The sequence below is a fragment of the Pseudomonas fluorescens genome (genome assembly GCF_001708445.1).
Taxonomy (GTDB): Bacteria; Pseudomonadota; Gammaproteobacteria; order Pseudomonadales; family Pseudomonadaceae; genus Aquipseudomonas; species Aquipseudomonas gorinensis.
Window position 1 is genome coordinate 5,946,085 of sequence record NZ_CP015637.1, and the last position, 22,632, is coordinate 5,968,716.

Here is a 22,632-nt window from a genome sequence, read left to right on the forward strand (position 1 = left end):
GGCCAGAACAGTCACCACAGAATTCAAAACAGGTGCTTTATGACAGCAGCCAATGTTTACCAACAACGCCCCACCACCGGCGCCAAGGCCGAGTCGTCGCTGCACCATGCCGACCTCGCCAGCCTGGTCGGCAAGGGCCGCAAGAACGCCGGCGTGACCGTGCGTGAAAAGAAACTGCTCGGCCACCTGACCATCCGTGGCGACGGCCATGACGCCGCCTTCGCCGCTGGCGTACACAAAGCCCTGGGCATCGAGTTGCCTGGCGCCCTGCAGGTCATCGTCAAAGGCGAAACCAGCTTGCAATGGCTCGGCCCGGATGAGTGGCTGCTGGTCGTGCCCAGCGGTGAAGAATTCGCCGCCGAACAAAACCTGCGTGCTGCGCTGGGCGACCTGCATATCCAGGTCGTCAACGTCAGCGGCGGCCAGCAGATCCTCGAACTGAGCGGCCCGAACGTGCGTGATGTGCTGATGAAGTCCACCAGCTACGACGTGCACCCCAATAACTTCCCGGTGGGCAAGGCGGTGGGCACGGTGTTCGCCAAGTCGCAACTGGTGATCCGCCATACCGCTGAAGACACCTGGGAGCTGGTGATCCGTCGCAGCTTCTCGGATTACTGGTGGCTGTGGTTGCAGGACGCCTCGGCTGAATTCGGCCTGAGCGTTCAAGCCTGATATGACCCTGTAGGAGCGAGCTTGCTCGCGAAAAACGTCAACGATAACGCGCGCATCCTGAATGAACGCGGCGCCCTTGGATTTTTCGCCAGCAAGCTCGCTCCTACAGTCAGCAGCATCGCTGTATGAGGAGTTAACTGTAATGAGCCGCGCACCCGATACATGGATTTTGACTGCCGACTGCCCCAGCGTGCTCGGCACGGTGGACGCGGTCACCCGCTACCTGTTCGAGCAGGGCTGTTATGTGACCGAGCACCACTCGTTCGATGACCGCCTCTCGGGCCGATTTTTTATTCGCGTGGAGTTCCGTCAGCCCGACGGTTTCGACGAGCAGGCGTTTCGCGCCGGCCTGGCCACGCGCGGCGAAGCCTTTGGCATGATCTTCGAGCTGACGGCGCCGAACTACCGGCCAAAAGTGGTGATCATGGTCTCCAAGGCCGATCACTGCCTGAACGATCTGCTGTACCGCCAGCGGATCGGCCAACTGTCGATGGACGTGGTCGCGGTGGTGTCCAACCACCCTGATTTGAAACCGTTGGCCGACTGGCACCAGATTCCCTACTACCATTTCCCTCTCGACCCGAACGACAAACCGTCCCAGGAGCGTCAGGTGTGGCAAGTGATCGAAGAGACCGGCGCCGAACTGGTGATCCTTGCGCGCTACATGCAAGTGCTGTCGCCGGAGCTGTGCCGCAAGCTGGATGGCAAGGCGATCAATATCCATCACTCCTTGTTGCCGGGGTTCAAGGGCGCCAAGCCGTATCACCAGGCGTACAACAAGGGGGTGAAATTGGTCGGCGCCACGGCGCATTACATCAACAACGATCTGGACGAAGGGCCGATCATCGCCCAGGGCGTGGAGGTGGTGGATCACAGCCACTATCCCGAGGATTTGATTGCCAAGGGGCGCGATATCGAAGGGCTTACCTTGGCCCGGGCGGTGGGGTATCACATTGAGCGGCGGGTGTTTCTGAACGCCAATAGGACGGTGGTGCTCTGACTGACGCCAATCGGGGGCAAGCCCTCTCCCACATTTGGAATGCGGTCGAATGTGGGAGAGGGCTTGCCCCCGATGAGGCCCTCACAAACAACACAAGAAACAGCATCTGTACCCGAGCACTCAACGCGCTGCCCACCCTACGGGCAACGCAGTTCCATAAAAACAACAGCGAGGTGAAAGCATGTCTGGTAATCGTGGTGTCGTGTATCTCGGCAACGGCAAGGTCGAAGTACAGAAAATCGACTATCCCAAAATGCAGGACCCCCGTGGCAGGAAGATTGAGCACGGCGTCATCCTGCGCGTGGTCTCCACCAACATCTGCGGCTCCGACCAACACATGGTGCGTGGCCGCACGACTGCCCAGACCGGCCTGGTGCTCGGTCACGAGATCACCGGTGAAGTGATCGAGAAGGGCAGTGACGTCGAAAACCTGAAGATCGGCGACCTGGTTTCCGTTCCCTTCAACGTCGCCTGCGGCCGCTGCCGCTCCTGCAAAGAACAACACACCGGTGTGTGCCTCACCGTCAACCCGGCCCGTGCCGGCGGCGCCTATGGCTACGTCGACATGGGCGACTGGACCGGTGGCCAGGCTGAATACGTACTGGTGCCCTACGCCGACTTCAACCTGCTGAAACTGCCGGACCGCGACAAGGCCATGGAGAAAATCCGCGACCTGACCTGCCTCTCCGACATCCTGCCCACCGGCTACCACGGCGCCGTCACCGCCGGCGTGGGGCCAGGCAGCACGGTGTACATCGCCGGTGCCGGTCCTGTCGGCCTGGCTGCCGCCGCCTCCGCGCGCCTGCTGGGCGCGGCGGTGGTGATTATCGGCGACGTCAACTCTATCCGCCTGGCCCACGCCAAGGCGCAAGGGTTTGAAGTGGTCGACCTGTCCACCGACACCCCGCTGCACGAACAGATCGCCGCCCTGCTGGGTGAGCCTGAAGTGGACTGTGCCGTTGACTGCGTGGGCTTCGAAGCCCGCGGCCACGGGCACGACGGCGTCAAGCACGAAGCCCCTGCCACGGTGCTCAACTCACTGATGGGCGTGGTGCGCGTGGCGGGCAAGATCGGCATTCCCGGTCTGTATGTCACCGAAGACCCAGGTGCTGTCGACGCTGCCGCAAAAATGGGCAGCCTGAGCATCCGCTTCGGTTTGGGCTGGGCCAAATCCCACAGCTTCCATACCGGCCAGACCCCGGTGATGAAGTACAACCGCCAGCTGATGCAGGCGATCATGTGGGACCGCATTCACATCGCCGACATCGTGGGGGTTGAAGTCATCAGCCTGGATGACGCCCCGCGTGGGTATGGCGAGTTCGATGCGGGCGTGCCGAAGAAGTTTGTGATTGATCCGCATAAGTTGTTCAGCGCGGCATAAATCCCAGGCATACGAAAACCCAAATGTGGGAGAGGGCTTGCTCCCTCCCACATTTGGGTTGTGGTGTTTGGGATCTCAACGGTTGGCCAAGGCACCTTGGTAGACGGTCGGGCCCGTCGGTTGCTTGCTCACCGAGCCCCCTTTGCTCTCCGCACTCACCATCAATTCCACGGGCTTGCTGATCGAGGCCTGCTGCCTTGGGTTCAAGCCGATGATGCCTTCGCCATCTTCCGGTAACAGCCCAAGTGACACGGGCTTGCCGCCATTGGGAATCGCCCACAGTTCCAGGCTCTGGTCCGGCGCGGGTGTGGTGATGGCGATGGGTTGCACTTCCAGGTAATCCTTGTGCGCCATGATCTGCGCCGCCGGCTGTTGGGTGGTGGTGATCAGGGTGGCGGTGGACTTGACGTTGTCCTGAGTGTAGAACGCGACGCCGAGGCCGGCGATCACGGCCACGCAGACGCCGATAAACAGGCGTGGACGGCTCCAGAAGGGTGGTTTTGGCTCAATCATGGGGGGGCGGGTCGCGCTCATGGAATTGTTCCTGACAGGTTTTGGAGTCATTTCATTGACTCTGCCCCAGCCATTGGGTTCCTGGGACGCCTCGGAACAATGTGCCGGATACCCAGTCAAACGTCTGCTTTTACCCCTACATCCAGAGGTTGTTTCGATGAAGATTTCACGCGGTTTCGCCCTTTCCTGCCTGATGAGCCTGGCCGCCGCCCCGGTGTTTGCCGCAGGGTTCAGCCTTGGCGACGCGGCCAATGCCATCTCCGGCATGCAAGGGGGTAACAACAAGGCCGCAGCCGCCGCACCGTCGTCCGAGACGGCGGACCTGCTGACCACGCTGACCTCGCAACTGAACATCACCCCCGAACAAGCCGTGGGCGGTACGGGCGCCATGCTGGGCCTGGCCAAGAACAAACTGAGCGGCAACGACTATTCGCAACTGGGTAACAGCGTGCCGGGCCTTGACCAACTGTCGGGCAACAATGCATTGGGCAGCCTCGGGGCCTTGAGCGGGATGCTCGGCCAGAACGGTGGCAGCAAGACCAGCGGCCTGGACGGCCTGCTGGGTAACGTGAAGAACACCAACGACCTGAATACCGCGTTCAGTGCCCTGGGCATGGACAGTGGCATGGTCGGCCAGTTTGCCCCGCTGATCCTGCAATACCTGGGCGGGCAGGGTGCCAACAGCTCGCTGCTGGGTAAACTGGCCCAGGCCTGGGGCACCGGTAGCTAAATACGCTCTGCGCGCAGTTGAGCGATGCGCGCATCCTTCTCCTTCCAGAGCTGGTTCACCCAGTTCTGGACGCTCTGGCGAAACGCTGGATCGTTCTCGTAATCCCCTTGCCACAACGCCGGGTCCAGCTCACGGGTGTGGATATCAATGATCACCTTCGGTACCGCGCCGCTGATCAAATCCCAGAACCCCGGAATCTTTTGCTGCGGGTAGACCACGGTTACGTCAAGCACCGCGTCCAATTGTTCACCCATGGCCGCCAGCACAAACGCCACGCCGCCCGCCTTGGGCTTGAGCAAGTGCGTGAATGGCGAATCCTGCTGCTTGCGCTTGGCCTCGCTGAACCGCGTGCCTTCCAGGTAATTGACCACCGTCACCGGCTGGCGCTTGAACAGCTCGCAGGCTTGCTGGGTGATCTTGAGGTCCTGGCCGGCCAGTTCCGGGTGCCTGGCCAGGAACGCCTTGGTGTAGCGCTTCATGAACGGGTAATCCAGCGCCCACCAGGCCAGGCCGAGGAAGGGTACCCAGATCAGCTCTTTTTTCAGGAAGAATTTGAAGAACGGCGTGCGGCGGTTGAGGGCCTGGATCAGCGCCGGGATGTCCACCCAGGATTGGTGGTTGCTGATCACCAGGTAGCTGGTGTCGCCGCGCAGTTCGTCGCCGCCGCGAATGTCCCACCGGGTGGGGATGCACAAGGAGAAAATAAGCTTGTCGATCTCGGCCCAGGTCTCGGCGATCCACATCACCGCCCATGAGGCATAGTCGCGAAACCGCCCTGGGGCCACCAGCTTGAGCAGGGCAAAGACCATCAGTGGGCCAAACAGCACCAAGGTGTTGAGCAATAGCAGCAGTGTGACCAAACAGCCGGTGAGCAGGCGGCGCATAAGTAACTCTTGGAATCTTGTGGGCGGGCCATCATAAGCAAGCTGAGTCTATAGGCCAAATCGCAAATGGCCGTACGAATGTTTCACAATGTGCCGGTTATGGTGGGGGTGACTAACTAAGTGCTGTCTTTGCGGTCTAGAATCCGCCTACTTCTTTCCGAGGAAATCACTTCGTGAAACTGCTTCTTGCCTCCCTCGCCCTGGCTGCCCTGCCTGTCATGGCCGCCGAGCCGACCCTTTACGGTCGCTACGAATACATCCAGTTGCCGGAGATCGGCGAAACCTTCAAGGCCAAGATGGACACCGGCGCGCTGACCGCCTCACTGTCGGCCCGGGATATTGAGACGTTTACCCGTGATGGCGACGACTGGGTGCGCTTCCGCCTCGGTGGTAAAGACGCCGGCAACAAAGTCTACGAGCACAAGGTGTCGCGCATCAGCAAGATCAAGAGCCGCGCCGACGAAGACGACGAAAAAGACGAAGCCACCGTGGCCAAGCGCCCGGTGATCGACCTGGAAATGTGCCTGGGTAACGTCAAGCGTACCGTCGAGGTCAACCTCACCGACCGCAGCAGCTTCAACTACCCGTTGCTGATCGGCGCCAAGGCCCTGCGTGAGTTCGGCGCGGCGGTCAACCCGGCCCGTCGTTACACGGCCGACAAACCGGACTGCTGATTTGAACCCATGCCCCACATCCTGATTGTCGAAGACGAAGCGGCGATAGCCGACACATTGATTTTCGCCCTGCAAGGCGAGGGTTTCACCACCACCTGGCTGAGCCTTGGCCAGGATGCGTTGGCCCATCAACGCCAGACCCCGGCCGACCTGATCATTCTCGACATCGGCCTGCCGGACATCACCGGCTTTGAAACCTGCAAGCAATTGCGCCGTTTCAGTGAGGTGCCGGTGATGTTCCTCAGTGCACGGGATGGCGAGATCGATCGGGTGGTGGGGCTGGAGATCGGTGCCGACGATTATGTGGTCAAGCCGTTCAGCCCGCGGGAAGTGGCGGCGCGCGTACGGGCGATCCTCAAGCGTGTCGGCCCCGGCGTGGCGCCCGCTGTGTTCCAGGTCGACCTGGAGCGCATGCAGATCAGCTTTCGCGGCCATCCCTTGAGCCTGACGCGCCATGAGTTTCGCCTGCTGCAAAGCCTGCTGGAGCAACCTGAGCGCGTGTTCAGCCGCGAGCAACTGCTGGACGCGGTGGGCGTGCCCGCCGATGCCGGCTATGAGCGCAATATCGACAGCCATATCAAGAGCCTGCGCAGCAAATTACGCAGCGTGGCCGCCGATGCCGAGCCGATCCAGACCCATCGCGGCCTCGGCTACAGTTACAGCCCGAGCCACAGCTGATGCGCCTGGGGCTGCGGATTTTCCTGGTGTATGCGCTGTTCATCGGCCTGACCGGCTACTTCGTGCTCAATACGGTGATGAAGGAAATACGCCCCGGCGTGCGCCAGTCAACCGAAGAAACCCTGGTGGATACGGCCAACCTGCTGGCTGAAGTCCTGCGCGATGACGTCAGGAATGGCACCCTCGGCCAAAGCCACTGGCCGGAGCTGCTCAAGGCCTACGGCAACCGCCAGCCCGGCGCGACCATCTGGGGCCTGCCGAAAAACCAAGTCAACCATCGCATCTACGTGACGGACGCCCAGGGCAAGGTGTTGCTTGACTCCAGTGGCGAAGCGGTGGGCCAGGACTACTCCAAATGGAACGATGTGTACCTCACCCTGCGCGGTGAATACGGCGCGCGCTCCACCCGCAGCGAAGCCGACGACCCCACCTCCTCGGTGATGCACGTGGGGGCGCCGATTCGCGACAATGGCCAGATCATCGGCGTGGTCACCGTGGCCAAGCCCAACAGCTCATTGCAGCCGTATATCGACCGCACCGAGCGGCGCCTGCTCTGGTACGGCGCCGGGCTGGTCATCCTCGGCTTGCTGCTGGGCGCAGTGTTGTCGTGGTGGTTGAGCGTTGCCCTGCGGCGCCTGACCGCCTACGCCGAAGCCGTCAGCGAAGGCCGGCGTGCCGAGTTGCCGCATTACCGCGGCGGCGAGCTGAAGCAGTTATCCACCGCCGTGGAGCATATGCGTACGCAGTTGGAGGGCAAGGCGTACGTCGAGCATTACGTGCACACCCTGACCCACGAATTGAAAAGCCCATTGGCCGCAATTCGCGGCGCGGCGGAGCTGTTGCAGGGTGATATGACCCGTGAGCAGCAGCAGCGCTTCGTCGGCAATATCGACAGCGAAAGCGCGCGTTTGCAGCAGTTGATCGAGCGTCTGCTGAGCCTGGCGCAGGTGGAGCAGCGCCAGGGCCTGGAAGAACAGGTGAGCATCCCGCTGGCGGCCTTGGTCGATGCTGTACTCAACGCCCAATGTGCGCGAATTGAAGGCGCTGGGCTGCAAGTCGAACAGACGATTGCCGCCGATGTGCAGGTGTTCGGCGAGCCCTTCCTGCTGCGCCAGGCCCTGGGCAACCTGCTGGACAATGCCCTGGACTTCACCCCGCCTGGTGGCGTCTTGAGATTCAGCGCACACACCCGGCACAACGATGTACAGATCAGCCTGTTTAACCAGGCCGCGGCGATTCCCGACTACGCCTTGCCGCGCCTGAGCGAGCGTTTCTACTCGTTGCCGCGACCGGCCAGCGGGCGCAAGAGCACCGGCCTGGGTCTCAATTTTGTCGAGGAAGTGATGAAGCTGCACGGCTGCGCCTTGCAGATCGGCAATGTACCTGGTGGCGTGCAAGTGGTGCTGCATCTCCACACAGTCTCCACATTGCCCACATAAATCGCCCACATGGGCTGCGCAGACTCTCCCCATCAAAACAGGGAGAGACCCCATGAACCGCAGCCTGCTTTTCAAACTTGGCGCGATTGCGCTGCTGATCCTGCTGTTGCTGATTCCGTTGCTGATGATCAACGGCATCATCAGCGACCGCCAGCAACTGCGCGATGGTGTCCTGATGGACATCGCCCGCAGCTCCAGCTATGCCCAGCGCCTCACCGGCCCGGTGATGGTGGTGCCGTATCGCAAGACCGTGCGCGAGTGGAAGTTCAATGAAAAACTCAACAAGCGCTACGAGGTCACCCGTGAAGAGCGGGGTCGTCTGTATTTCCTGCCGGACCGTTTTGAGCTCGACGGCAAAGTGCAGACCGAACTGCGCGCACGGGGTATTTACCAGGCGCGGCTGTTCCATGCCGACAACCGTATCAGTGGGCGTTTCGAGCTGCCTGCACAGTTGGGTATCACCGAAGACTTCGCCGATTACCGTTTTGAAGCGGCGTTTCTGGCAGTGGGCATCAGCGACATTCGCGGCATCGAAAATGCGCTGAAGTTGGAGCTGGGCGGCCAGCGCCTGGAATTCGAACCAGGCTCCCTAGTGGACTGGCTGGGGGAGGGCGTGCATGTGACGTTGCCGGAGCAGGACAGTAAAAAGCCAGGTGTGATCGACTTTGCTTTCGACCTGCGCCTGCAAGGCACCGAGCAACTGCAAGTGGTGCCGGTGGGCAAGACCAGTCAGGTGTCCCTGGCCTCCAACTGGCCGCACCCCAGCTTTATCGGCAACTTCCTGCCGGCCCAGCGCGAAGTGACTGACAACGGCTTCACGGCCAACTGGCAGACCTCCTTCTTTTCCACCAACCTCGAACAAGCCCTGCAAACCTGCCTGGACGGGCAGGGCTGCAACGACTTCAACAACCGCAGCTTTGGCGTGAACTTCATCGACCCGGTGGACCAGTACCTCAAGAGCGACCGCGCGATCAAATACGCGCTGCTGTTTATCGCCCTGACCTTTGCCGGTTTCTTCCTCTTCGAAGTGCTCAAGAGCCTGGCGGTGCACCCGATTCAATATGCATTGGTGGGTGTTGCCTTGGCATTTTTCTACTTGCTGCTGTTGTCATTGTCCGAGCACCTGGGCTTTGCCCTGGCGTACCTGATATCGGCAAGTGCCTGCGTGCTGTTGATCGGTTTCTACGTGTGCCATGTGCTGCGCAGCGTTGCCCATGGCATGGGGTTTTCGGCGGGGTTGGCGGCGTTGTATGGCTTGCTGTACGGGTTGTTGAGTGCCGAGGATTACGCGCTGCTGATGGGCTCGCTGCTGCTGTTCGGGCTGCTGGGTACGGTGATGGTGCTGACGCGCAAACTGGACTGGTATGGCGTGGGCAAGCGCAAGCCGGCCGAGCCGTTGACGTTCGACCTAGAGGCGGTGCAATGATCGGGTTGCGGGAGGATCAGCAAGTAGGGGCGCAGTTAGCCGCAAGGATCGCCACATTCCTCAAAACCACCACCGTCCAATGTGGGAGTGGGCTTGCCCGCGATAGCGGTGGTTCAGAAACAGATGTGCTGAATGACATACCGCGATCGCGGGCAAGCCCGCTCCCACATTGGGTCGGTGTGAACATCAGGTCGGCGGCTGGGTCTCCAGCATCGAAGGCCGTTGGCTGACTTCGGCGTACCAGGCGGCAAGCTTGGGGTTATCCGAGCGCCATTGCAGGTCCGGGTGGCGGAAGTCGAGGTAGCCCAGGGCGCAGGCCACGCTGATGGACGCAATGTCGAAGTGGCTGGCCAGTTCGGCGATGGCATCCTGCTCCAGTTCGGCGACGGCGCGGCGGATCTTGTTGCGCTGCTCGTCGAGCCACGGTGCCCAGTGTTTTTCCACTGGACGCAGGGCGGTCTCGTAACGCACCAGCACGGCGGCATCCATGATCCCGTCGGCCAGCGACGCCAGGGTCAGGCGGCGCCAGCGGGCCGAGCCGTCACGAGGGATCAGCGGGTTGCCGACATGCTGGTGGTCGAGGTAATCGAGGATCACCCGGCTGTCGTGCAGCACACTGCCGTCGGCCAGGCGCAGGGCCGGGATCTTGCCCACGGGGTTGCCTTGTACCACCTGCGCGTCAGGGGTGACCGGTGTCGGCATGCAGGCCTGCAACGCTACACGGTCCTGCTGGCCGGTCTCGATCAGCAACACGCGCACTTTGCGTACGAACGGGGAAGCGGGGTTATGGAACAAGGTCATGCTGGGAGCGGACATGGGCATTCCTCTGAATGGGCTGTGGCTAGCCTAGAGGGTTGCGCGGTGGCTGGCGAGGGGGAGTGCGGGGGTTTTTGAGGGCCTCATCGGGGGCAAGCCCCCTCTCACAGTTGACCGAGTCGTCATGACGAGCGCAGAACGCATGTGGGAGGGGCGGTGCGACGATTCGACTTGCCCCCGATAGCGCCCTCAGCCACGCCGCTTGAACAACGCCCAACTACCAATGGCAGCCGGTATGCCCAACCCCACCCAACTCAACGAATCCCACCCCCCATCCCCCAGCAACGCTGCAAATAACCCGGCGGCGCTGAGCAGGCCGATCCCCAGCGGAATGCCAAACACCTTCCAGAAACTCGACTGCCTTGGCTTCATGCCTTGCCTGCCTTGCGCCGCACGACCCACAGGTAAATGCCACTGCCCAGCACGATGAGGGTCAGCACATCCAACACCGCCCACAGGACCTTCATCGGCATGCCGCCATAGTCACCAAAGTGCAGGGGCTGGGACATGCCCATGGCGTCCATGTACCACGGCCGTGCGGCGATGGCGGTGACGGCCAGGGTGCTGGCGTCGATCAGTACCGGTGTGAGCAGGTGCGAGGTCAGGTGCGTGCTGCCCTTCATGAACACCGCGTAATGGTGCTCGCTGGAAAAGCGCGTGCCGGGGAAGGCGATAAAGTCCGGCTGCATGCCGGGTGCTGCCTCGGCGGCAATCTTCAGCAGCTCGGTGGCCGGTGCGCGTTGGGTCAGCGGCGGGGCGTTCTTGTAGGGTTCGATCATTGCGCTGAGGCTGTCGGTACGCCAGGCGGCGATGATCAAATCGGCACAGGCGCTGATCACCCCGGTCACGCCGACCACCAGCGCCCAGGTCAGGGTGACCACACCGATCAGGTTGTGCAGGTCAAGCCAGCGCAGGCGCGTGGACTTGTCCTGGCGCACGGTGGCGAACTTCAAGCGGCGCATGAACGGCAGGTACAGCACCGTACCCGAGACGATGGCCACCACAAACAGCAGGCCCATGAACGCCAGCAGCCACTTGCCCGGCAGACCGGCGAACATATCCACATGCAAGCGCAGCAGGAACAGCGTCAGCCCGCCGTTCGCGGACGGCATCTCCACGGCTTCGCCGGTGCGCGCGTCGAGCATGAAGGTGTGGGATGAGTTGGGCTCGGTGCCGGCGGTGGCGGCCATGATCGCGATCACGCCGTTCTTGTCGTCTTCGTCCCAGGCGAGGTATTGCAGGGCTTCACCGGGGCGATGGGCCTGGGCCTTGGCCACCAGTTGTTCCAGGTTCAACTGCGGGGTGTCGACGGGCATCGCTTGCAGTTGCGGCTCATTGCCCAGCAGATGATCGATCTCATGGTGAAAGATCAGCGGCAGGCCGGTGAGGGCGAGCAGCAGCAGGAACACCGTACAGATCAGGCTGCTCCAGGTGTGGACGAAGGACCAGCGGCGGATGGTTTTGCTTTTCATGTGTATAGCCTTCAGACACACCCAGGCCGCCCACAGGGGCGGCCTGGGTGCTGACTCAGCTGATTACCACTGGTAGGTGGCACTGGCGACGACGCTGCGTTGGTCGCCGAAGTAGCAGTAGTTGCCGTCACAGGTCGACAGGTAGTCCTTGTTGAACAGGTTGGTGGCATTCAATTTCACCGACGCGCCCTTCAGGCTGTTGTCGAGGCGGCCGAGGTCGTAATGCACCGCGCCGTCGAACACGGTGTAGGCGTTAGCCTTGCCCAGCCAGGTGTTGGCCTGGTCGCCATAGGTATTGCCGGTGTAGCGGGCGCCCAAGCCGATGCCGAAACCGTCCAGTACGCCGCTGTGCCAGGTGTAGTCAGTCCAGAGCGAGGCTTGTTGATCAGGCATCAATGTCAGGCGGTTGCCTTTGTAGATACCTTTTTGCACCTCCGACTTTGCCAAGGTGTAGGCGGCAATGACCTTGAGGTTTTCGCTTACGTCAGACACCGCTTCCAGCTCCAGGCCCTTGACCTTCACTTCACCGGTCTGGTCGTTGATTTGCTGGCCCCCCGCACCGAGGGTGGTCACCTGCACATTCTTTTGGGTCAGGTCGTAGACCGCCGCACTCAACAGCGTATTGGAGCCGGGCGGCTGGTACTTGACCCCCATTTCCCATTGCTTGCCTTCCGTTGGTTTGAATGTCTTGAGCGCGTTTGTATCTGCGTTGCTCGCCGGTTGGAATGACTCGGCGTACGATACGTAGGGGACGAACCCCGAGTCGAACACATAGCTGAGCGCCGCGTTGCCACTGAAGTGTTTGATGCGGTCGGTGTTGGTCGCATCGCTATCGTTGAAGTAGGTGGTGCCCTGATGCACCCAATCCTCACGCCCGCCCAAGGTCAGGCGCCACTTATCCAGGGCCATCTGGTCTTGCACGTAGAGGCCGGTTTGCACGGTTTTCTGGTTGTAGTCGTAAAACGGCCTGACATCTGTCGGGCGCAGGGTTGGCTGGGTGTTGACCGGGTTGAAAATGTTGATACCCGAGGCTGTGCCGTATATCGCGCGATAGGAGGTATCGGTGCGCTGGTGATCCAGGCCCAGCAGCAGGGTATGGGTGATGTCGCCGGTGGCAAAGTCGGCCTGGAAATTGTTATCCACAGCGAACTGGCCAATGTTTTCGTCAACGTTGGTGGTCGAGCGGCTGATATTGCCCGCGGCATCAGCCGGGGAGAACGCGTAGGAACCGACGGTCAGTTGCTGGAACGACAACTCCGACTTGGTGTAGCGCAGGTTCTGCTTGAACTGCCAGGTATCGTTGAAACGATGCTCGAAGGCATAGCCCAGCGCGTAGTAGGTGCGGTCGTAGAACTCGTAGTCCGGGTCGCCCAGGTTTTTGTGGTGGGAGACCTCGCCCAGCGGCGATTTGATCTTGGTGCCCTGGATCGGCATGAACTGGCTGGTGGTGCCGGTATCGTCGCGAGTGAACTGCGACAACAGGGTCAGCTTGGTATCGGTGTCGATGTTCCAGGTCAGGCTGGGCGCGATGTTGTAGCGCTTGTTGTCGATGTGATCGACCTGGGTGCCGGCATCGCGCACCACGCCGCTGAGGCCATAGAGGAACTGGCCTTCATCATCGATCTTGCCGGTGCTGGCGAAGTTGATCTGGCGGTAGTTGTCACTGCCGTATTGCAGTTGGATGGCATGGCTTGATTCTGCGCTGGGACGGCGGCTGACCATGTCCAGCAGGCCGCCCGGTGGGGTTTGGCCGTATACCGACGAGGCCGGGCCACGCAGCAATGCGAGGCGGTCGAGGTTCCAGGTTTCGGCTTTCGGGTTGGCGTACACGCCGCGCGGCAAGGGCAGCCCGTCGAGGAATTGCGTAGGTTCGAAGCCGCGTACGCGCATCCAGTCGTAGCGGGTGTCGCTGCCGTAGCTGGCGGACACAATACCGGGCATGTACTTGACCGCGTCATCCAGGTTCTGGACGTTGCGGTCCTGCATTTGCTCGCGGGTGGCAATGGAGATCGAGCGCGGTGCTTCGACCAGCGCGGTGTCGGTCTTGGTCCCGGCGGCGGTGCGAGTCGCGACGTAGCCGTCTACGGGCCCCCAGGCACTTTCCGCATCACCCTGGCCGGTGATGTTGGTCATCGGCAATGCCACCACACCCTCAGGAATCGCCACCAGGGTGTACGTGCCGGCACTGCTCTGCTCCAACTGCAACCCGGTCCCACGCAACGCTTCGCGCAACGCGCCCGGTGCATCGAACTGGCCTTTAACCGGCGCCGAGGTCTTGCCCGAGGCCAGCGTCGGGTTGAGGGTCAGCGCCAGGCCGGCCTGGCTGGCGATCTGGTTCAAGGTGCTGGCCAAGGGCGCGGCGGGCAGGTTGTAGGCACGCAGGCTGGAGGTTTGTTCGGCGGCGATCAGCGCAGGGCTGGCCAGCGGTGTGCTGAGGGCAATGGCCACGGCTAACAGGCTGGGGCGCAACAAAGTGTCTAGCATGCGGGACATACGGCGGCTCCTGAATGGAAATATTTCTCAATTGCCTAGGTGCCGAACGAGAATCGAAAAGTGATAGGGCCGGGTGAAACTATTTTTTGCGGTGTGCTTGCGGGCCTCATCGGGAGCAAGCTCCCTCCCACATTTGAAGGTATTCCCACCTCAAAATGTGGGAGGGGGCTTGCCCCCGATAGCGATAGCCCAGCTACACAGAACCTAAGGCTTACCCGTGACCGTCACCCACCACGGCGTGTGTTGCTCGATCTGCACCGGCAAGGTCGGCAACAACGCGTTGAGCGCCAAGGTGGTGTCATGCAACGGGAAGCTGCCGGTGATGCGCAGGTCGGCCACGGATTTATCCACACCCAGGTGGCCGCGGCGATAACGGCTCAGTTCCGCCACCACATCTTCCAGGCGCGCGTTGTCGACCACCAGCATGCCGCGCGTCCAGGCGTCGGTGGCGGGGGGGACGGCCAGCAGCGGGCCGAGGCCGTCGCTGCGCATCAGTACTTGCTGGCCTTGCTTGAAAATCTGTTCCTGAGGCAATGCCTCGGGCTGGGCAGCGACCGCCGATTGCAGCACGCTCAGGCGTGTGGCGTGGTCTTCGCGCTTGACGATAAACCGCGTACCCAGCGCTCGCAGGTTGCCGTCGCGGGTTTGCACATAAAACGGACGCGCATCGTGGTGGCCGGTTTCGACGAGGATCTCGCCTTCCTGCAGCACGATCAGCCGGCGCTGTTCATCGAAACGCACGTCAATGGCGCTGTGGGTATTGAGGTTGATCAGCGTGCCGTCCGCCAGTTTCAGCGTGCGCTGTTCACCGGTGGCGGTGCGTTGGTCGGCCAGCCAATAGTGAATCGGCACGTAGCGTTCACCGGCAAACAAGGCCAGGCCGCACACCAGCGCAATACTCGCCAGGCCGCTGCCAAGCTTGCGGACGCGCTGGCGAATGCCCTCGCGCGATTGCAGCAACGCCGCCCGCGCCGGGCCCGAGGCCATGCTGAAACGCTGGTCAAGCATGCCCAGTTGGCGCCAGGCGCGCGCATGTTCTTCATCACTGGCCAGCCATTTGGCGAACTCTTCCTGCTCCACCGGGCTGCCGTCACCGGAGTCGAGGGACAGTTGCCAGGCAATGGCGGCATCCAGCACACGGGCCGAAACCGGTTTTGAACTGATCGCGCTCACAACGGCTCGCCATACAGGGCGATATAACACTGGCGAATGCCCTGGGCCAGGTACTGGCGCACCCGCGGTACCGACACACCGAGGCGCTGGGCGATTTCGGCGTGGCCGAGGCCGTCGAGGCGGTTATAGAGAAAGGCGGCGCGGGCTTTGCTCGACAGCTTGCCGAGCAGGCGGTCGATGGCCTTGAGGTCTTCGAGGATCAACTGCTGTGCTTCCGGCGAGGGGTGTTCGCTTTCCGGGATCAGCATCAGTTCGGTGAGGTAGGCCTGCTCCAGGGCGGCGCGCCGGAAGTAGTCGAACAGCAGGCCTTTGGCGATCGCCACCAGGAACGCCCGGGGCTCGCGGGGTTCACGCAACTCGGCACGGCACAGCAGGCGCATGAAGGTGTCCTGGCTCAGGTCTTCTGCGCGGCTTGGGCAGGCCACGTTACGGCGCAGCCAGGCCAGCAGCCAGCTGCGATGGTCGCGATACAACGCGCCAACAAGCTCACTGTGTGGGGACTGGACCGACGACAAGGCATCACCGAATAAACAAGTTTAAACTAACGAGAATTATTCGCGATTGTGTCAGAGGCGTGGGGCGGGCGCAATTGGTGTCTGTCGGGCGGTTGCTATTAAAACGATGGCGCTTGTTTACGCCGTTTCCATTGGCTCAAACGCTCTTGCAATGCTTGGGGGGTGTCGATCTGCTGCTGGCGCGCGCGGCTGAACAGGATCAGCATCAGTTCCGCCGTGGCCAGGGCATCGGCACTGGCGTGGTGGCGTTCACCGACTTGCAGGTTGAAGTGCTCGAGCCAGTGGTCCAACCCGGCTTCGCGTATGTTCGCCTCGGGGCACAGCAGTGGCGCGATGTCGGCCACGTCGAGAAACGGATGGGCCAGGCGGTAACCCAGGCTGTCCTTGAGCGCGCGGCCGAGCATGTGTTGGTCGAACGGTGCATGGAAGGCCAGCAGCGGGCTGTCGCCGACGAACTCCATGAAATCCAGCAGCGCCTCCACCGGGTCGCTACCGGCGGCGATAGCGCTGGGGCCAAGGCCGTGGATCAGTACGCTGGGGCTGAGCTTGGTCTCGGTGCGTTGCAGGGTGCGCTCGAACAGCTGGGAAAAATCCACCGCGCCGTCCTCGATCACCACGGCGCCGATCGACAGCACCAGGTCGCGGTTGAGGTTCAGGCCGCTGGTTTCCAGGTCGACCACCACCCAGCGCTGCTGACGCAGCGACACGTCGCCCAGCGGCGCAGGTTTGGGTAACTGTTCCAGGCGCCGCTGTTGCGCCGCGTCCAGTCCGGGTTTTGCCGCACGCAGCCAACCGAACAGGCTCACAGTTGATACCGCAAGGTCAGGCTGCTTTGCAGGCGCTGGGCCTGGCGCAGGGATTCGCGCAGGATACGTCGGTCCAGATGGTTGAGGCTGTCGGGGTCGACACGGTTGGAGTACGCCTGGTTTTCCCGGGTCTGCAACTGGTGCTGCTGCATGCGGGTTTGCTGGATAAAGTGGTACGCCTCTTCATAGGCGGCACCATCCAGTGGTTCAATCACGCCCTTGGCCACCAGCTGGCGCAGACGCTCCAGGGTGTTGATGGCGTGGACATCGTTGGCCAGGGCCAGCAGGCGCGCACCGTCGACAAACGGCGTGAGGCCCTGCACCTTGAGGTCCAGCGTGGCTTTCTCGCCACCTTTGCGCGTCAGCACGAACTCGCGAAAACGTCCCACCGGCGGGCGTTGGCGCAAGGCGTTTTCGGCGAGCATGCGCTGGAACAGCCGGTTGTCCGCGACCTGGTCGAGAATGCCTTGGCGCAGTTGCTCGCAGCCTTGCTCGTCGCCCCACACCACCCGCAGGTCGAAATAGATGCTCGAGCCCAACAGGTTCTCCGGCGTCGCCTCGCGGATAAACGCGGCAAACCGGCGTGCCCATTCGGCTCGCGATAGGCACAGCTCCGGGTTGCCGGCCATGATATTGCCCTTGCACAGGCTGAAGCCACACAGCGCCAGGCTCTGGTTGATCTGCTGCGCCAGCGGCAACAAGCGGCCACGAATCTCGGCGGCTTCGGCGGCGTCCTTGGCGTCGAACAGAATGCCGTTGTCCTGGTCGGTGTACAGCGTCTGCTCGCGACGGCCTTCACTGCCGAAACACAGCCAACTGAACGGCACGCCGGGGTCGCCTTTTTCGGCGAGGGTCAGCTCGATTACCCGGCACACGGTGTGATCGTTAAGCAGGGTAATGATGTGGGTGATCTGGGTGGATGATGCCCCATGGGCCAGCATGCGTTCTACCAACTGGCCGATCTCGCCGCGTATCGCCACCAGGTTCTCCACCCGGGGGGCGTTACGAATGGTGCGGGCCAGGTGGACCAGGTCGACACGTTGCAGGGAAAACAGATCGCGCTCGGACACCACCCCACACAGGCGCTGGTCTTTAACCAGGCACACATGGGCGATATGCCGCTCGGTCATGGCGATGGCGGCGTCGAAGGCGCTATGGTCCGGGGTCAAGAAGAACGGCGCCTGGGTCATAGACCCTTTGATGCCCTGGGTGAAATCGCTGGTGCCGTCGGCCACCACCTGGCGCAGGTCACGCAGGGTGAAAATCCCCAAGGGCGCCTTGTGCTCGTCGACGATCACGATGCTGCCGACCTGTTGCTCATGCATCAGCGTCACCGCTTCGCGTAGCGGTGTGTCGGGGCTGCACGTGACCGGATGGCGCATGGCCAATTCGCCCAGGCGGGTGTTCAGGGAATATTGGGTGCCGAGGGTTTCCACGGCTTTTTGCTGCACTTGCTGGTTGACCTGGTCCAGCAGGCTGCTGACGCCGCGCAGGGCAAAGTCGCGAAACGGGCTGGACAGCGCGAACAGTTTGATAAAAGCCGGTTTGTTCAGTTGCAGGCAGAAGGTGTCTTCGGCCGCCTTGTGCTCGGTGCGGGTCGCTCGTTCGCCAAGCAGTGCGGCGAGGGGGAAGCACTCGCCGGTGGTGATTTCGAAGGTGGTTTCGGCCGAGTCGGGCCTTTCGCCGACCACCCGGCCCTGTTTGACAATATAGAAGTGCTCGACCGGCCCACCCGACGGTTTGAGGATGCTCTCGCCGGGGGCGTAGAAGCGCAATTGGCACTGTTCCACCAGAAATGCCAGGTGGGCGTTTTCCATCTGGTTGAACGGCGGGAAGCGTTGCAGGAACTGCAGGGTGCCGTGGATATTCTGCAATACCGCTGTTTTTCCTGCCTGGGCGAAAGCATCAGCTTTACTCATAACCATGACCGCAATTTTTTTGTCGTTATCGTCCTGCATGGTCGACTCCTGCGCGGCGGGTGCCCATTGGACGTAAGTCTAGGTCGACCAACGAGGTGTAAATCTAGGGAAAAACCTTACATGGCTATCGTCCAAACCCCGTAGAACACCCACTAGGCAAACTTTCCGACGAAGTGCACATTGATCGCCCTTCCGCAGATGTCTGACGAGTGTGCTGGGAGTTGAATAGAACTGCTGAGAAACGTATGTCCGACCACGATATTTTGAGCGATGCCGAGCGCGAGGCGCTGAGCGCCGTGATGCTGGAGCCTGATTTACCGCCACAACGCGTGTTGATTGTTGACGACGACAAGGACGCGCGGGAATTGTTGGCGGAGATCCTGAGGCTGGATGATATTGGCTGCATGACCGCTGACAGCGGTGAGGCGGCGTGGGACTTGTTGAGCTCCAGCAGCTCCATCGGCTTGTTGATCACTGACCTGCGCATGGAGCCCAGCAGTGGCTTGGAACTGATCCGCAAGGTACGTGGATCCACTCGCGCGGCATTGCCGATCATCATCATGTCGGGGGACGCGGACGCCAAGGACGTGATTGATGCTATGCATGATGGTGTATTGGACTTCCTGCTCAAACCGATCGATAGCGTGAAGTTGGCGAAGATGGTCAAGCGTGAGTTGGGGATGACGCAGTAAAGCCCGTGAAACAAAAAAAGCCCTGATCGTGAGATCAGGGCTTTCTTTTACCTGGAGGAGCGAGCTTGCTCGCGAAAACCGTGAACGAAAACGCAGTGTTATCAGATAGCCCGCGTTGCCTGTTGGTTCTTCGCGAGCAAGCTCGCTCCTACAGGGGCCGCGTTGGTTACAGGCCGTTTTTGGCCTTGAACTCCCGACGCTTGCGGTGCAATACCGGCTCGGTGTAACCATTCGGTTGCTTGGTCCCTTCAATCACCAATTCCACCGCCGCCTGGAACGCGATATTGCTATCGAAATCCGGCGCCAGCGGGCGGTACAACGCATCCCCGGCATTCTGACGGTCCACCACCGGTGCCATGCGCTTGAGGCTTTCCATCACCTGGTCCTGAGTCACAACGCCGTGGCGCAGCCAGTTGGCGATGTGCTGGCTGGAGATGCGCAGGGTGGCGCGGTCTTCCATCAGGCCGACGTCGTTGATGTCCGGCACTTTGGAGCAGCCAACGCCTTGGTCGATCCAGCGGACGACGTAGCCGAGGATGCCCTGGGCGTTGTTATCCAGTTCGTTGCGGATCTCTTCCTCGGACCAATCAGTGTTCTTGGCCAGGGGAATGGTCAGGATATCGTCCACCGACGCGCGTTCGCGCTTGGCCAGTTCGGCCTGGCGCGCGAACACGTCGACCTTGTGGTAGTGCAGTGCGTGCAGCGCCGCAGCGGTAGGCGATGGAACCCAGGCGGTATTGGCGCCGGCCAACGGGTGGGCGATTTTCTGTTCGAGCATCGCCGCCATCAGGTCGGGCATTGCCCACATGCCTTTACCGATCTGTGCACGACCTTGCAGGCCGGTGCTCAAGCCGATATCGACGTTCCAGTTTTCATAGGCGCCGATCCACTTTTCGGTTTTCATGGCGGCCTTGCGCACCATCGCACCGGCCTCCATGGAGGTGTGGATTTCGTCGCCGGTACGGTCGAGGAAGCCGGTGTTGATAAACACCACGCGCTCGCTGGCGGCCTTGATACAGGCCTTGAGGTTGACCGTGGTGCGGCGCTCCTCGTCCATGATTCCGACTTTGAGGGTATTGCGCGGCAGGTTCAGCACGTCTTCGATGCGACCGAACAGCTCGTTGGTGAACGCGGCTTCTTCCGGGCCGTGCATCTTCGGCTTCACGATGTATACCGAACCGGTACGGCTGTTCTTGCGGCTGCTGTTGCCGTTGAGGCTATGGATCGCCGCCAGGCTGGTCAGCAGGCCGTCGAGGATACCTTCCGGTACTTCGTTGCCCGCTTTGTCGAGGATCGCGTCGATGGTCATCAGGTGACCCACGTTGCGCACGAACAGCAGCGAACGGCCGTGCAGCGTCACGTCCTGGCCATCCACGCCGGTGTAGACGCGGTCGGGGTTCATGGTGCGGGTGAAGGTCTTGCCACCCTTGGCCACTTCCTCGGCCAGGTCACCCTTCATCAGGCCGAGCCAGTTGCGGTAGATCACCACTTTGTCGTCGGCATCGACGGCGGCGACGGAGTCTTCGCAGTCCATGATGGTGGTCAGCGCGGCTTCCATCAGGACGTCTTTGACGCCGGCAGCGTCGGTCTGGCCGACTGGGGTGCTGGCGTCGATCTGGATTTCGAAGTGCAGGCCGTTGTGTTTCAGCAGGATCGCAATCGGCTGGGCCGCGGGGCCCTGGAAGCCGATCAACTGCGCGTCGTCGCGCAGGCCGCTGTTACTGCCGCCCTTGAGGCTGACAATCAGCTTGCCATCAGCGATTTTATAGCCGGTGGAGTCGACGTGGCTGCCGGCGCTGAGCGGCGCAGCCTCGTCGAGGAAGGCGCGGGCGAAGGCGATGACCTTGTCGCCGCGCACCTTGTTGTAGCCCTTGCCCTTTTCGGCGCCGTCGGCTTCGCTGATGGCATCGGTGCCATACAGCGCGTCATACAGCGAGCCCCAGCGTGCATTCGAGGCGTTGAGGGCGAAACGGGCGTTCATCACCGGCACCACCAGCTGCGGGCCGGCCATGCGGGCGATTTCGTCGTCGACGTTTTGGGTCGAGGCCTGGAAGTCTGCGGCTTCTGGCAGCAGGTATCCGATATCTTGCAGGAAGGCCTTGTAGGCCACCGGGTCATGGGCCTGGCCGGCGTGGGTCTGGTGCCAGGTGTCGATCCGCGCTTGGAAATCGTCGCGTTTGGCGAGTAGGGCTTTGTTCTTCGGTGCCAGGTCGTGGATGACCTTGTCGGCGCCGGCCCAGAACTGGTCGGCAGTGATGCCGGTACCGGGAATGGCTTCGTTGTTCACGAAGTCGAACAGGACTTTGGCGACCTGCAGGCCACCGACTTGAACGTGTTCAGTCATTGCTTGCCTCACTCTGCGGAGCTTATGCGCTTTTCAGCTTTTCAATTTACCAATGAAGCCTCTGGCCATTTAAACCACGAACCCGATCCCCCAGTACATGCCGTCGAGGCGGCTGGGCTGGCGGGTTATCGTGATACGTTGGCGCCTTGGCAGACATCGACCTAACGTTATGTAGTGCGCGACTTGGCATACTACATGATGATTTGCGGTTGTGAAAATTAGACTAAATACGTCGTTTAGCGACCCACTTTGGTCGTACGGTCACAGTGGGGTATGGGATGTTCTCAAAAAACCATGAGATTGTTCCATATAAATATAAAAATGGTACACGATTTGTTTTCATGGGCTGCGGCGTCCACCTTGTAGGAGCGCGCTCGCTCGCGAACAACCTGAGGGTGCCGTTGGGTGTCAGTATTCCCGCGCTATCGTTAACGACCTTCGCGAGCAAGCTCGCTCCTACCGGTATCAGCACCAGAGGGCTTTGCCATGGACCATCTTGTACTCACTATTATCGCCGCCGACAAACCCGGCCTGGTCGAACGCGTCGCGCAGAACATCGCGGTCCACGGCGGCAACTGGCTCGAGAGTCGCATGGCTCACATGGCTGGCCAGTTTGCCGGGATTCTGCGAGTCAGCGTGCCGGCGGAGAACCGTCAGGCGTTGGTCGATGCGCTGGAGGATTTATCCACACACGGCATTCGCGTGCTGGTGGGGGAGGGCAGCACTGGCCAGGCTGTGGCGTCCAAATCGATTCTGATGACGCTGGTGGGCAATGACCGTTCGGGCATCGTGCGCGAGATCACGGCGCTGTTGAGCAAGCAGGGCGTGAACCTGGGGAGCCTGAGCACCGATGTGCGCCCAGCGCCCATGAGTGGCGACCCACTGTTTACCGCCGAGGCGCTGTTGCAGGTGCCGGCGACGTTATCCCTGGATGACTTGCAGCAATCCCTGGAAACCTTGGCAGACGACCTGATGGTGGAACTGCACAACGAGGAATAATCTGCC

21 protein-coding genes are annotated in these 22,632 nt (G+C 61.5%); 10 read left to right on the top strand and 11 right to left on the bottom strand.

Going from position 1 to position 22,632, the window contains the following annotated elements:
* The first annotated feature begins 39 nt into the window (after positions 1–39).
* From A7317_RS26585 to fdhA, 3 genes are all read left to right on the top strand, one after another.
* Positions 40–672, top strand: a complete 633-nt coding sequence (locus A7317_RS26585; RefSeq protein WP_024077781.1) for a sarcosine oxidase subunit gamma — start codon at positions 40–42, stop codon at positions 670–672.
* 142 nt (positions 673–814) lie between these two features.
* Positions 815–1,672 (top strand): formyltetrahydrofolate deformylase, encoded by an 858-nt coding sequence (gene purU, locus A7317_RS26590; RefSeq protein ID WP_024077780.1) that lies wholly within the window; start codon positions 815–817, stop codon positions 1,670–1,672.
* 181 nt (positions 1,673–1,853) lie between these two features.
* Complete coding sequence (fdhA, locus tag A7317_RS26595; protein ID WP_017847873.1) at positions 1,854–3,053, top strand: formaldehyde dehydrogenase, glutathione-independent; 1,200 nt, start codon at positions 1,854–1,856, stop codon at positions 3,051–3,053.
* Between the two features lie 75 nt (positions 3,054–3,128).
* Here fdhA and A7317_RS26600 read toward each other — a convergent pair whose 3' ends face one another.
* The gene (locus A7317_RS26600) at positions 3,129–3,587 is read right to left on the bottom strand and encodes an anti-sigma factor (protein WP_024077779.1); all 459 of its coding nucleotides are present in this window, start codon (positions 3,585–3,587) and stop codon (positions 3,129–3,131) included.
* Between the two features lie 136 nt (positions 3,588–3,723).
* Here A7317_RS26600 and A7317_RS26605 point away from each other — a divergent pair, with 136 nt between their 5' ends.
* The gene (locus tag A7317_RS26605; RefSeq protein WP_024077778.1) at positions 3,724–4,296 is read left to right on the top strand and encodes a DUF2780 domain-containing protein; all 573 of its coding nucleotides are present in this window, start codon (positions 3,724–3,726) and stop codon (positions 4,294–4,296) included.
* On the opposite strand, the gene A7317_RS26610 is transcribed toward A7317_RS26605, so the two are convergent.
* Complete coding sequence (locus A7317_RS26610) at positions 4,293–5,180, bottom strand: acyltransferase (RefSeq protein WP_069077124.1); 888 nt, start codon at positions 5,178–5,180, stop codon at positions 4,293–4,295. The two genes, A7317_RS26605 and A7317_RS26610, sit on opposite strands and share 4 nt — an antisense overlap.
* A gap of 173 nt (positions 5,181–5,353) precedes the next feature.
* Here A7317_RS26610 and A7317_RS26615 point away from each other — a divergent pair, with 173 nt between their 5' ends.
* The 4 genes from A7317_RS26615 to creD are packed head-to-tail and all read left to right on the top strand — an operon-like array spanning position 5,354 to position 9,397.
* On the top strand, positions 5,354–5,854 hold the full coding sequence (locus A7317_RS26615; protein ID WP_024077776.1) for an ATP-dependent zinc protease: 501 nt from the start codon (positions 5,354–5,356) through the stop codon (positions 5,852–5,854).
* Positions 5,855–5,863: 9 nt separating this feature from the next.
* A complete protein-coding gene (creB, locus tag A7317_RS26620) occupies positions 5,864–6,532 on the top strand; it encodes a two-component system response regulator CreB (RefSeq protein WP_069077125.1) in 669 nt (222 codons plus the stop codon).
* Positions 6,532–7,971, top strand: coding sequence for a two-component system sensor histidine kinase CreC (gene creC, locus A7317_RS26625; protein WP_069077126.1), 1,440 nt, complete (start codon positions 6,532–6,534; stop codon positions 7,969–7,971). Before creB ends, creC begins: the two co-directional genes overlap by 1 nt.
* A gap of 52 nt (positions 7,972–8,023) precedes the next feature.
* Positions 8,024–9,397 carry a cell envelope integrity protein CreD gene (gene creD, locus A7317_RS26630; RefSeq protein ID WP_024077773.1) on the top strand — a complete coding sequence of 458 codons (1,374 nt, stop codon included), beginning with the start codon at positions 8,024–8,026 and terminating at the stop codon, positions 9,395–9,397.
* Positions 9,398–9,583: 186 nt separating this feature from the next.
* On the opposite strand, the gene A7317_RS26635 is transcribed toward creD, so the two are convergent.
* The 8 genes from A7317_RS26635 to A7317_RS26670 all read right to left on the bottom strand — a co-directional run bounded on the left by A7317_RS26635 (position 9,584) and on the right by A7317_RS26670 (position 18,591).
* A complete protein-coding gene (locus A7317_RS26635) occupies positions 9,584–10,213 on the bottom strand; it encodes a glutathione S-transferase (protein ID WP_069077127.1) in 630 nt (209 codons plus the stop codon).
* A gap of 189 nt (positions 10,214–10,402) precedes the next feature.
* Positions 10,403–10,585, bottom strand: a complete 183-nt coding sequence (locus tag A7317_RS26640) for a hypothetical protein (RefSeq protein ID WP_069077128.1) — start codon at positions 10,583–10,585, stop codon at positions 10,403–10,405.
* Positions 10,582–11,685: a PepSY-associated TM helix domain-containing protein gene (locus A7317_RS26645; RefSeq protein WP_069077129.1), complete on the bottom strand. Its 1,104-nt coding sequence runs from the start codon at positions 11,683–11,685 to the stop codon at positions 10,582–10,584. The genes A7317_RS26640 and A7317_RS26645 overlap by 4 nt, the downstream gene beginning before the upstream one ends.
* Before the next feature lie 63 nt (positions 11,686–11,748).
* Positions 11,749–14,178: a TonB-dependent siderophore receptor gene (locus A7317_RS26650; RefSeq protein ID WP_069077130.1), complete on the bottom strand. Its 2,430-nt coding sequence runs from the start codon at positions 14,176–14,178 to the stop codon at positions 11,749–11,751.
* Between the two features lie 204 nt (positions 14,179–14,382).
* Positions 14,383–15,351, bottom strand: a complete 969-nt coding sequence (locus A7317_RS26655; RefSeq protein WP_024077767.1) for a FecR domain-containing protein — start codon at positions 15,349–15,351, stop codon at positions 14,383–14,385.
* Positions 15,348–15,866: an RNA polymerase sigma factor gene (locus A7317_RS26660; protein ID WP_041161036.1), complete on the bottom strand. Its 519-nt coding sequence runs from the start codon at positions 15,864–15,866 to the stop codon at positions 15,348–15,350. Before A7317_RS26660 ends, A7317_RS26655 begins: the two co-directional genes overlap by 4 nt.
* Before the next feature lie 98 nt (positions 15,867–15,964).
* On the bottom strand, positions 15,965–16,672 hold the full coding sequence (locus tag A7317_RS26665; RefSeq protein WP_069077131.1) for a PolC-type DNA polymerase III: 708 nt from the start codon (positions 16,670–16,672) through the stop codon (positions 15,965–15,967).
* The gene (locus tag A7317_RS26670; protein ID WP_172831362.1) at positions 16,669–18,591 is read right to left on the bottom strand and encodes a putative nucleotidyltransferase substrate binding domain-containing protein; all 1,923 of its coding nucleotides are present in this window, start codon (positions 18,589–18,591) and stop codon (positions 16,669–16,671) included. The genes A7317_RS26665 and A7317_RS26670 overlap by 4 nt, the downstream gene beginning before the upstream one ends.
* 245 nt (positions 18,592–18,836) lie before the next feature.
* Here A7317_RS26670 and A7317_RS26675 point away from each other — a divergent pair, with 245 nt between their 5' ends.
* The gene (locus tag A7317_RS26675; protein ID WP_024077763.1) at positions 18,837–19,283 is read left to right on the top strand and encodes a response regulator; all 447 of its coding nucleotides are present in this window, start codon (positions 18,837–18,839) and stop codon (positions 19,281–19,283) included.
* A gap of 166 nt (positions 19,284–19,449) precedes the next feature.
* On the opposite strand, the gene A7317_RS26680 is transcribed toward A7317_RS26675, so the two are convergent.
* Positions 19,450–21,627 carry a malate synthase G gene (locus A7317_RS26680; RefSeq protein WP_069077133.1) on the bottom strand — a complete coding sequence of 726 codons (2,178 nt, stop codon included), beginning with the start codon at positions 21,625–21,627 and terminating at the stop codon, positions 19,450–19,452.
* 486 nt (positions 21,628–22,113) lie between these two features.
* Between A7317_RS26680 and A7317_RS26685 the strand changes: the two genes are divergently transcribed.
* Positions 22,114–22,626: a glycine cleavage system protein R gene (locus tag A7317_RS26685; protein WP_024077761.1), complete on the top strand. Its 513-nt coding sequence runs from the start codon at positions 22,114–22,116 to the stop codon at positions 22,624–22,626.
* The last annotated feature ends 6 nt before the right edge of the window (positions 22,627–22,632 follow it).

What these genes read in the sequence shown, in the direction of transcription:
- A7317_RS26680 (WP_069077133.1), bottom strand. Translation starts at nt 21,627, where the DNA reads ATGACTGAACACGTTCAAGTCGGTGGCCTGCAGGTCGCCAAAGTCCTG.
- A7317_RS26685 (WP_024077761.1), top strand. Translation starts at nt 22,114, where the DNA reads ATGGACCATCTTGTACTCACTATTATCGCCGCCGACAAACCCGGCCTG.
- A7317_RS26635 (WP_069077127.1), bottom strand. Translation starts at nt 10,213, where the DNA reads ATGTCCGCTCCCAGCATGACCTTGTTCCATAACCCCGCTTCCCCGTTC.
- A7317_RS26605 (WP_024077778.1), top strand. Translation starts at nt 3,724, where the DNA reads ATGAAGATTTCACGCGGTTTCGCCCTTTCCTGCCTGATGAGCCTGGCC.
- creD (WP_024077773.1), top strand. Translation starts at nt 8,024, where the DNA reads ATGAACCGCAGCCTGCTTTTCAAACTTGGCGCGATTGCGCTGCTGATC.
- creC (WP_069077126.1), top strand. Translation starts at nt 6,532, where the DNA reads ATGCGCCTGGGGCTGCGGATTTTCCTGGTGTATGCGCTGTTCATCGGC.
- A7317_RS26640 (WP_069077128.1), bottom strand. Translation starts at nt 10,585, where the DNA reads ATGAAGCCAAGGCAGTCGAGTTTCTGGAAGGTGTTTGGCATTCCGCTG.
- A7317_RS26585 (WP_024077781.1), top strand. Translation starts at nt 40, where the DNA reads ATGACAGCAGCCAATGTTTACCAACAACGCCCCACCACCGGCGCCAAG.
- purU (WP_024077780.1), top strand. Translation starts at nt 815, where the DNA reads ATGAGCCGCGCACCCGATACATGGATTTTGACTGCCGACTGCCCCAGC.
- A7317_RS26675 (WP_024077763.1), top strand. Translation starts at nt 18,837, where the DNA reads ATGTCCGACCACGATATTTTGAGCGATGCCGAGCGCGAGGCGCTGAGC.
- A7317_RS26670 (WP_172831362.1), bottom strand. Translation starts at nt 18,591, where the DNA reads ATGAGTAAAGCTGATGCTTTCGCCCAGGCAGGAAAAACAGCGGTATTG.
- A7317_RS26650 (WP_069077130.1), bottom strand. Translation starts at nt 14,178, where the DNA reads ATGTCCCGCATGCTAGACACTTTGTTGCGCCCCAGCCTGTTAGCCGTG.
- A7317_RS26645 (WP_069077129.1), bottom strand. Translation starts at nt 11,685, where the DNA reads ATGAAAAGCAAAACCATCCGCCGCTGGTCCTTCGTCCACACCTGGAGC.
- fdhA (WP_017847873.1), top strand. Translation starts at nt 1,854, where the DNA reads ATGTCTGGTAATCGTGGTGTCGTGTATCTCGGCAACGGCAAGGTCGAA.
- A7317_RS26600 (WP_024077779.1), bottom strand. Translation starts at nt 3,587, where the DNA reads ATGAGCGCGACCCGCCCCCCCATGATTGAGCCAAAACCACCCTTCTGG.
- A7317_RS26610 (WP_069077124.1), bottom strand. Translation starts at nt 5,180, where the DNA reads ATGCGCCGCCTGCTCACCGGCTGTTTGGTCACACTGCTGCTATTGCTC.
- creB (WP_069077125.1), top strand. Translation starts at nt 5,864, where the DNA reads ATGCCCCACATCCTGATTGTCGAAGACGAAGCGGCGATAGCCGACACA.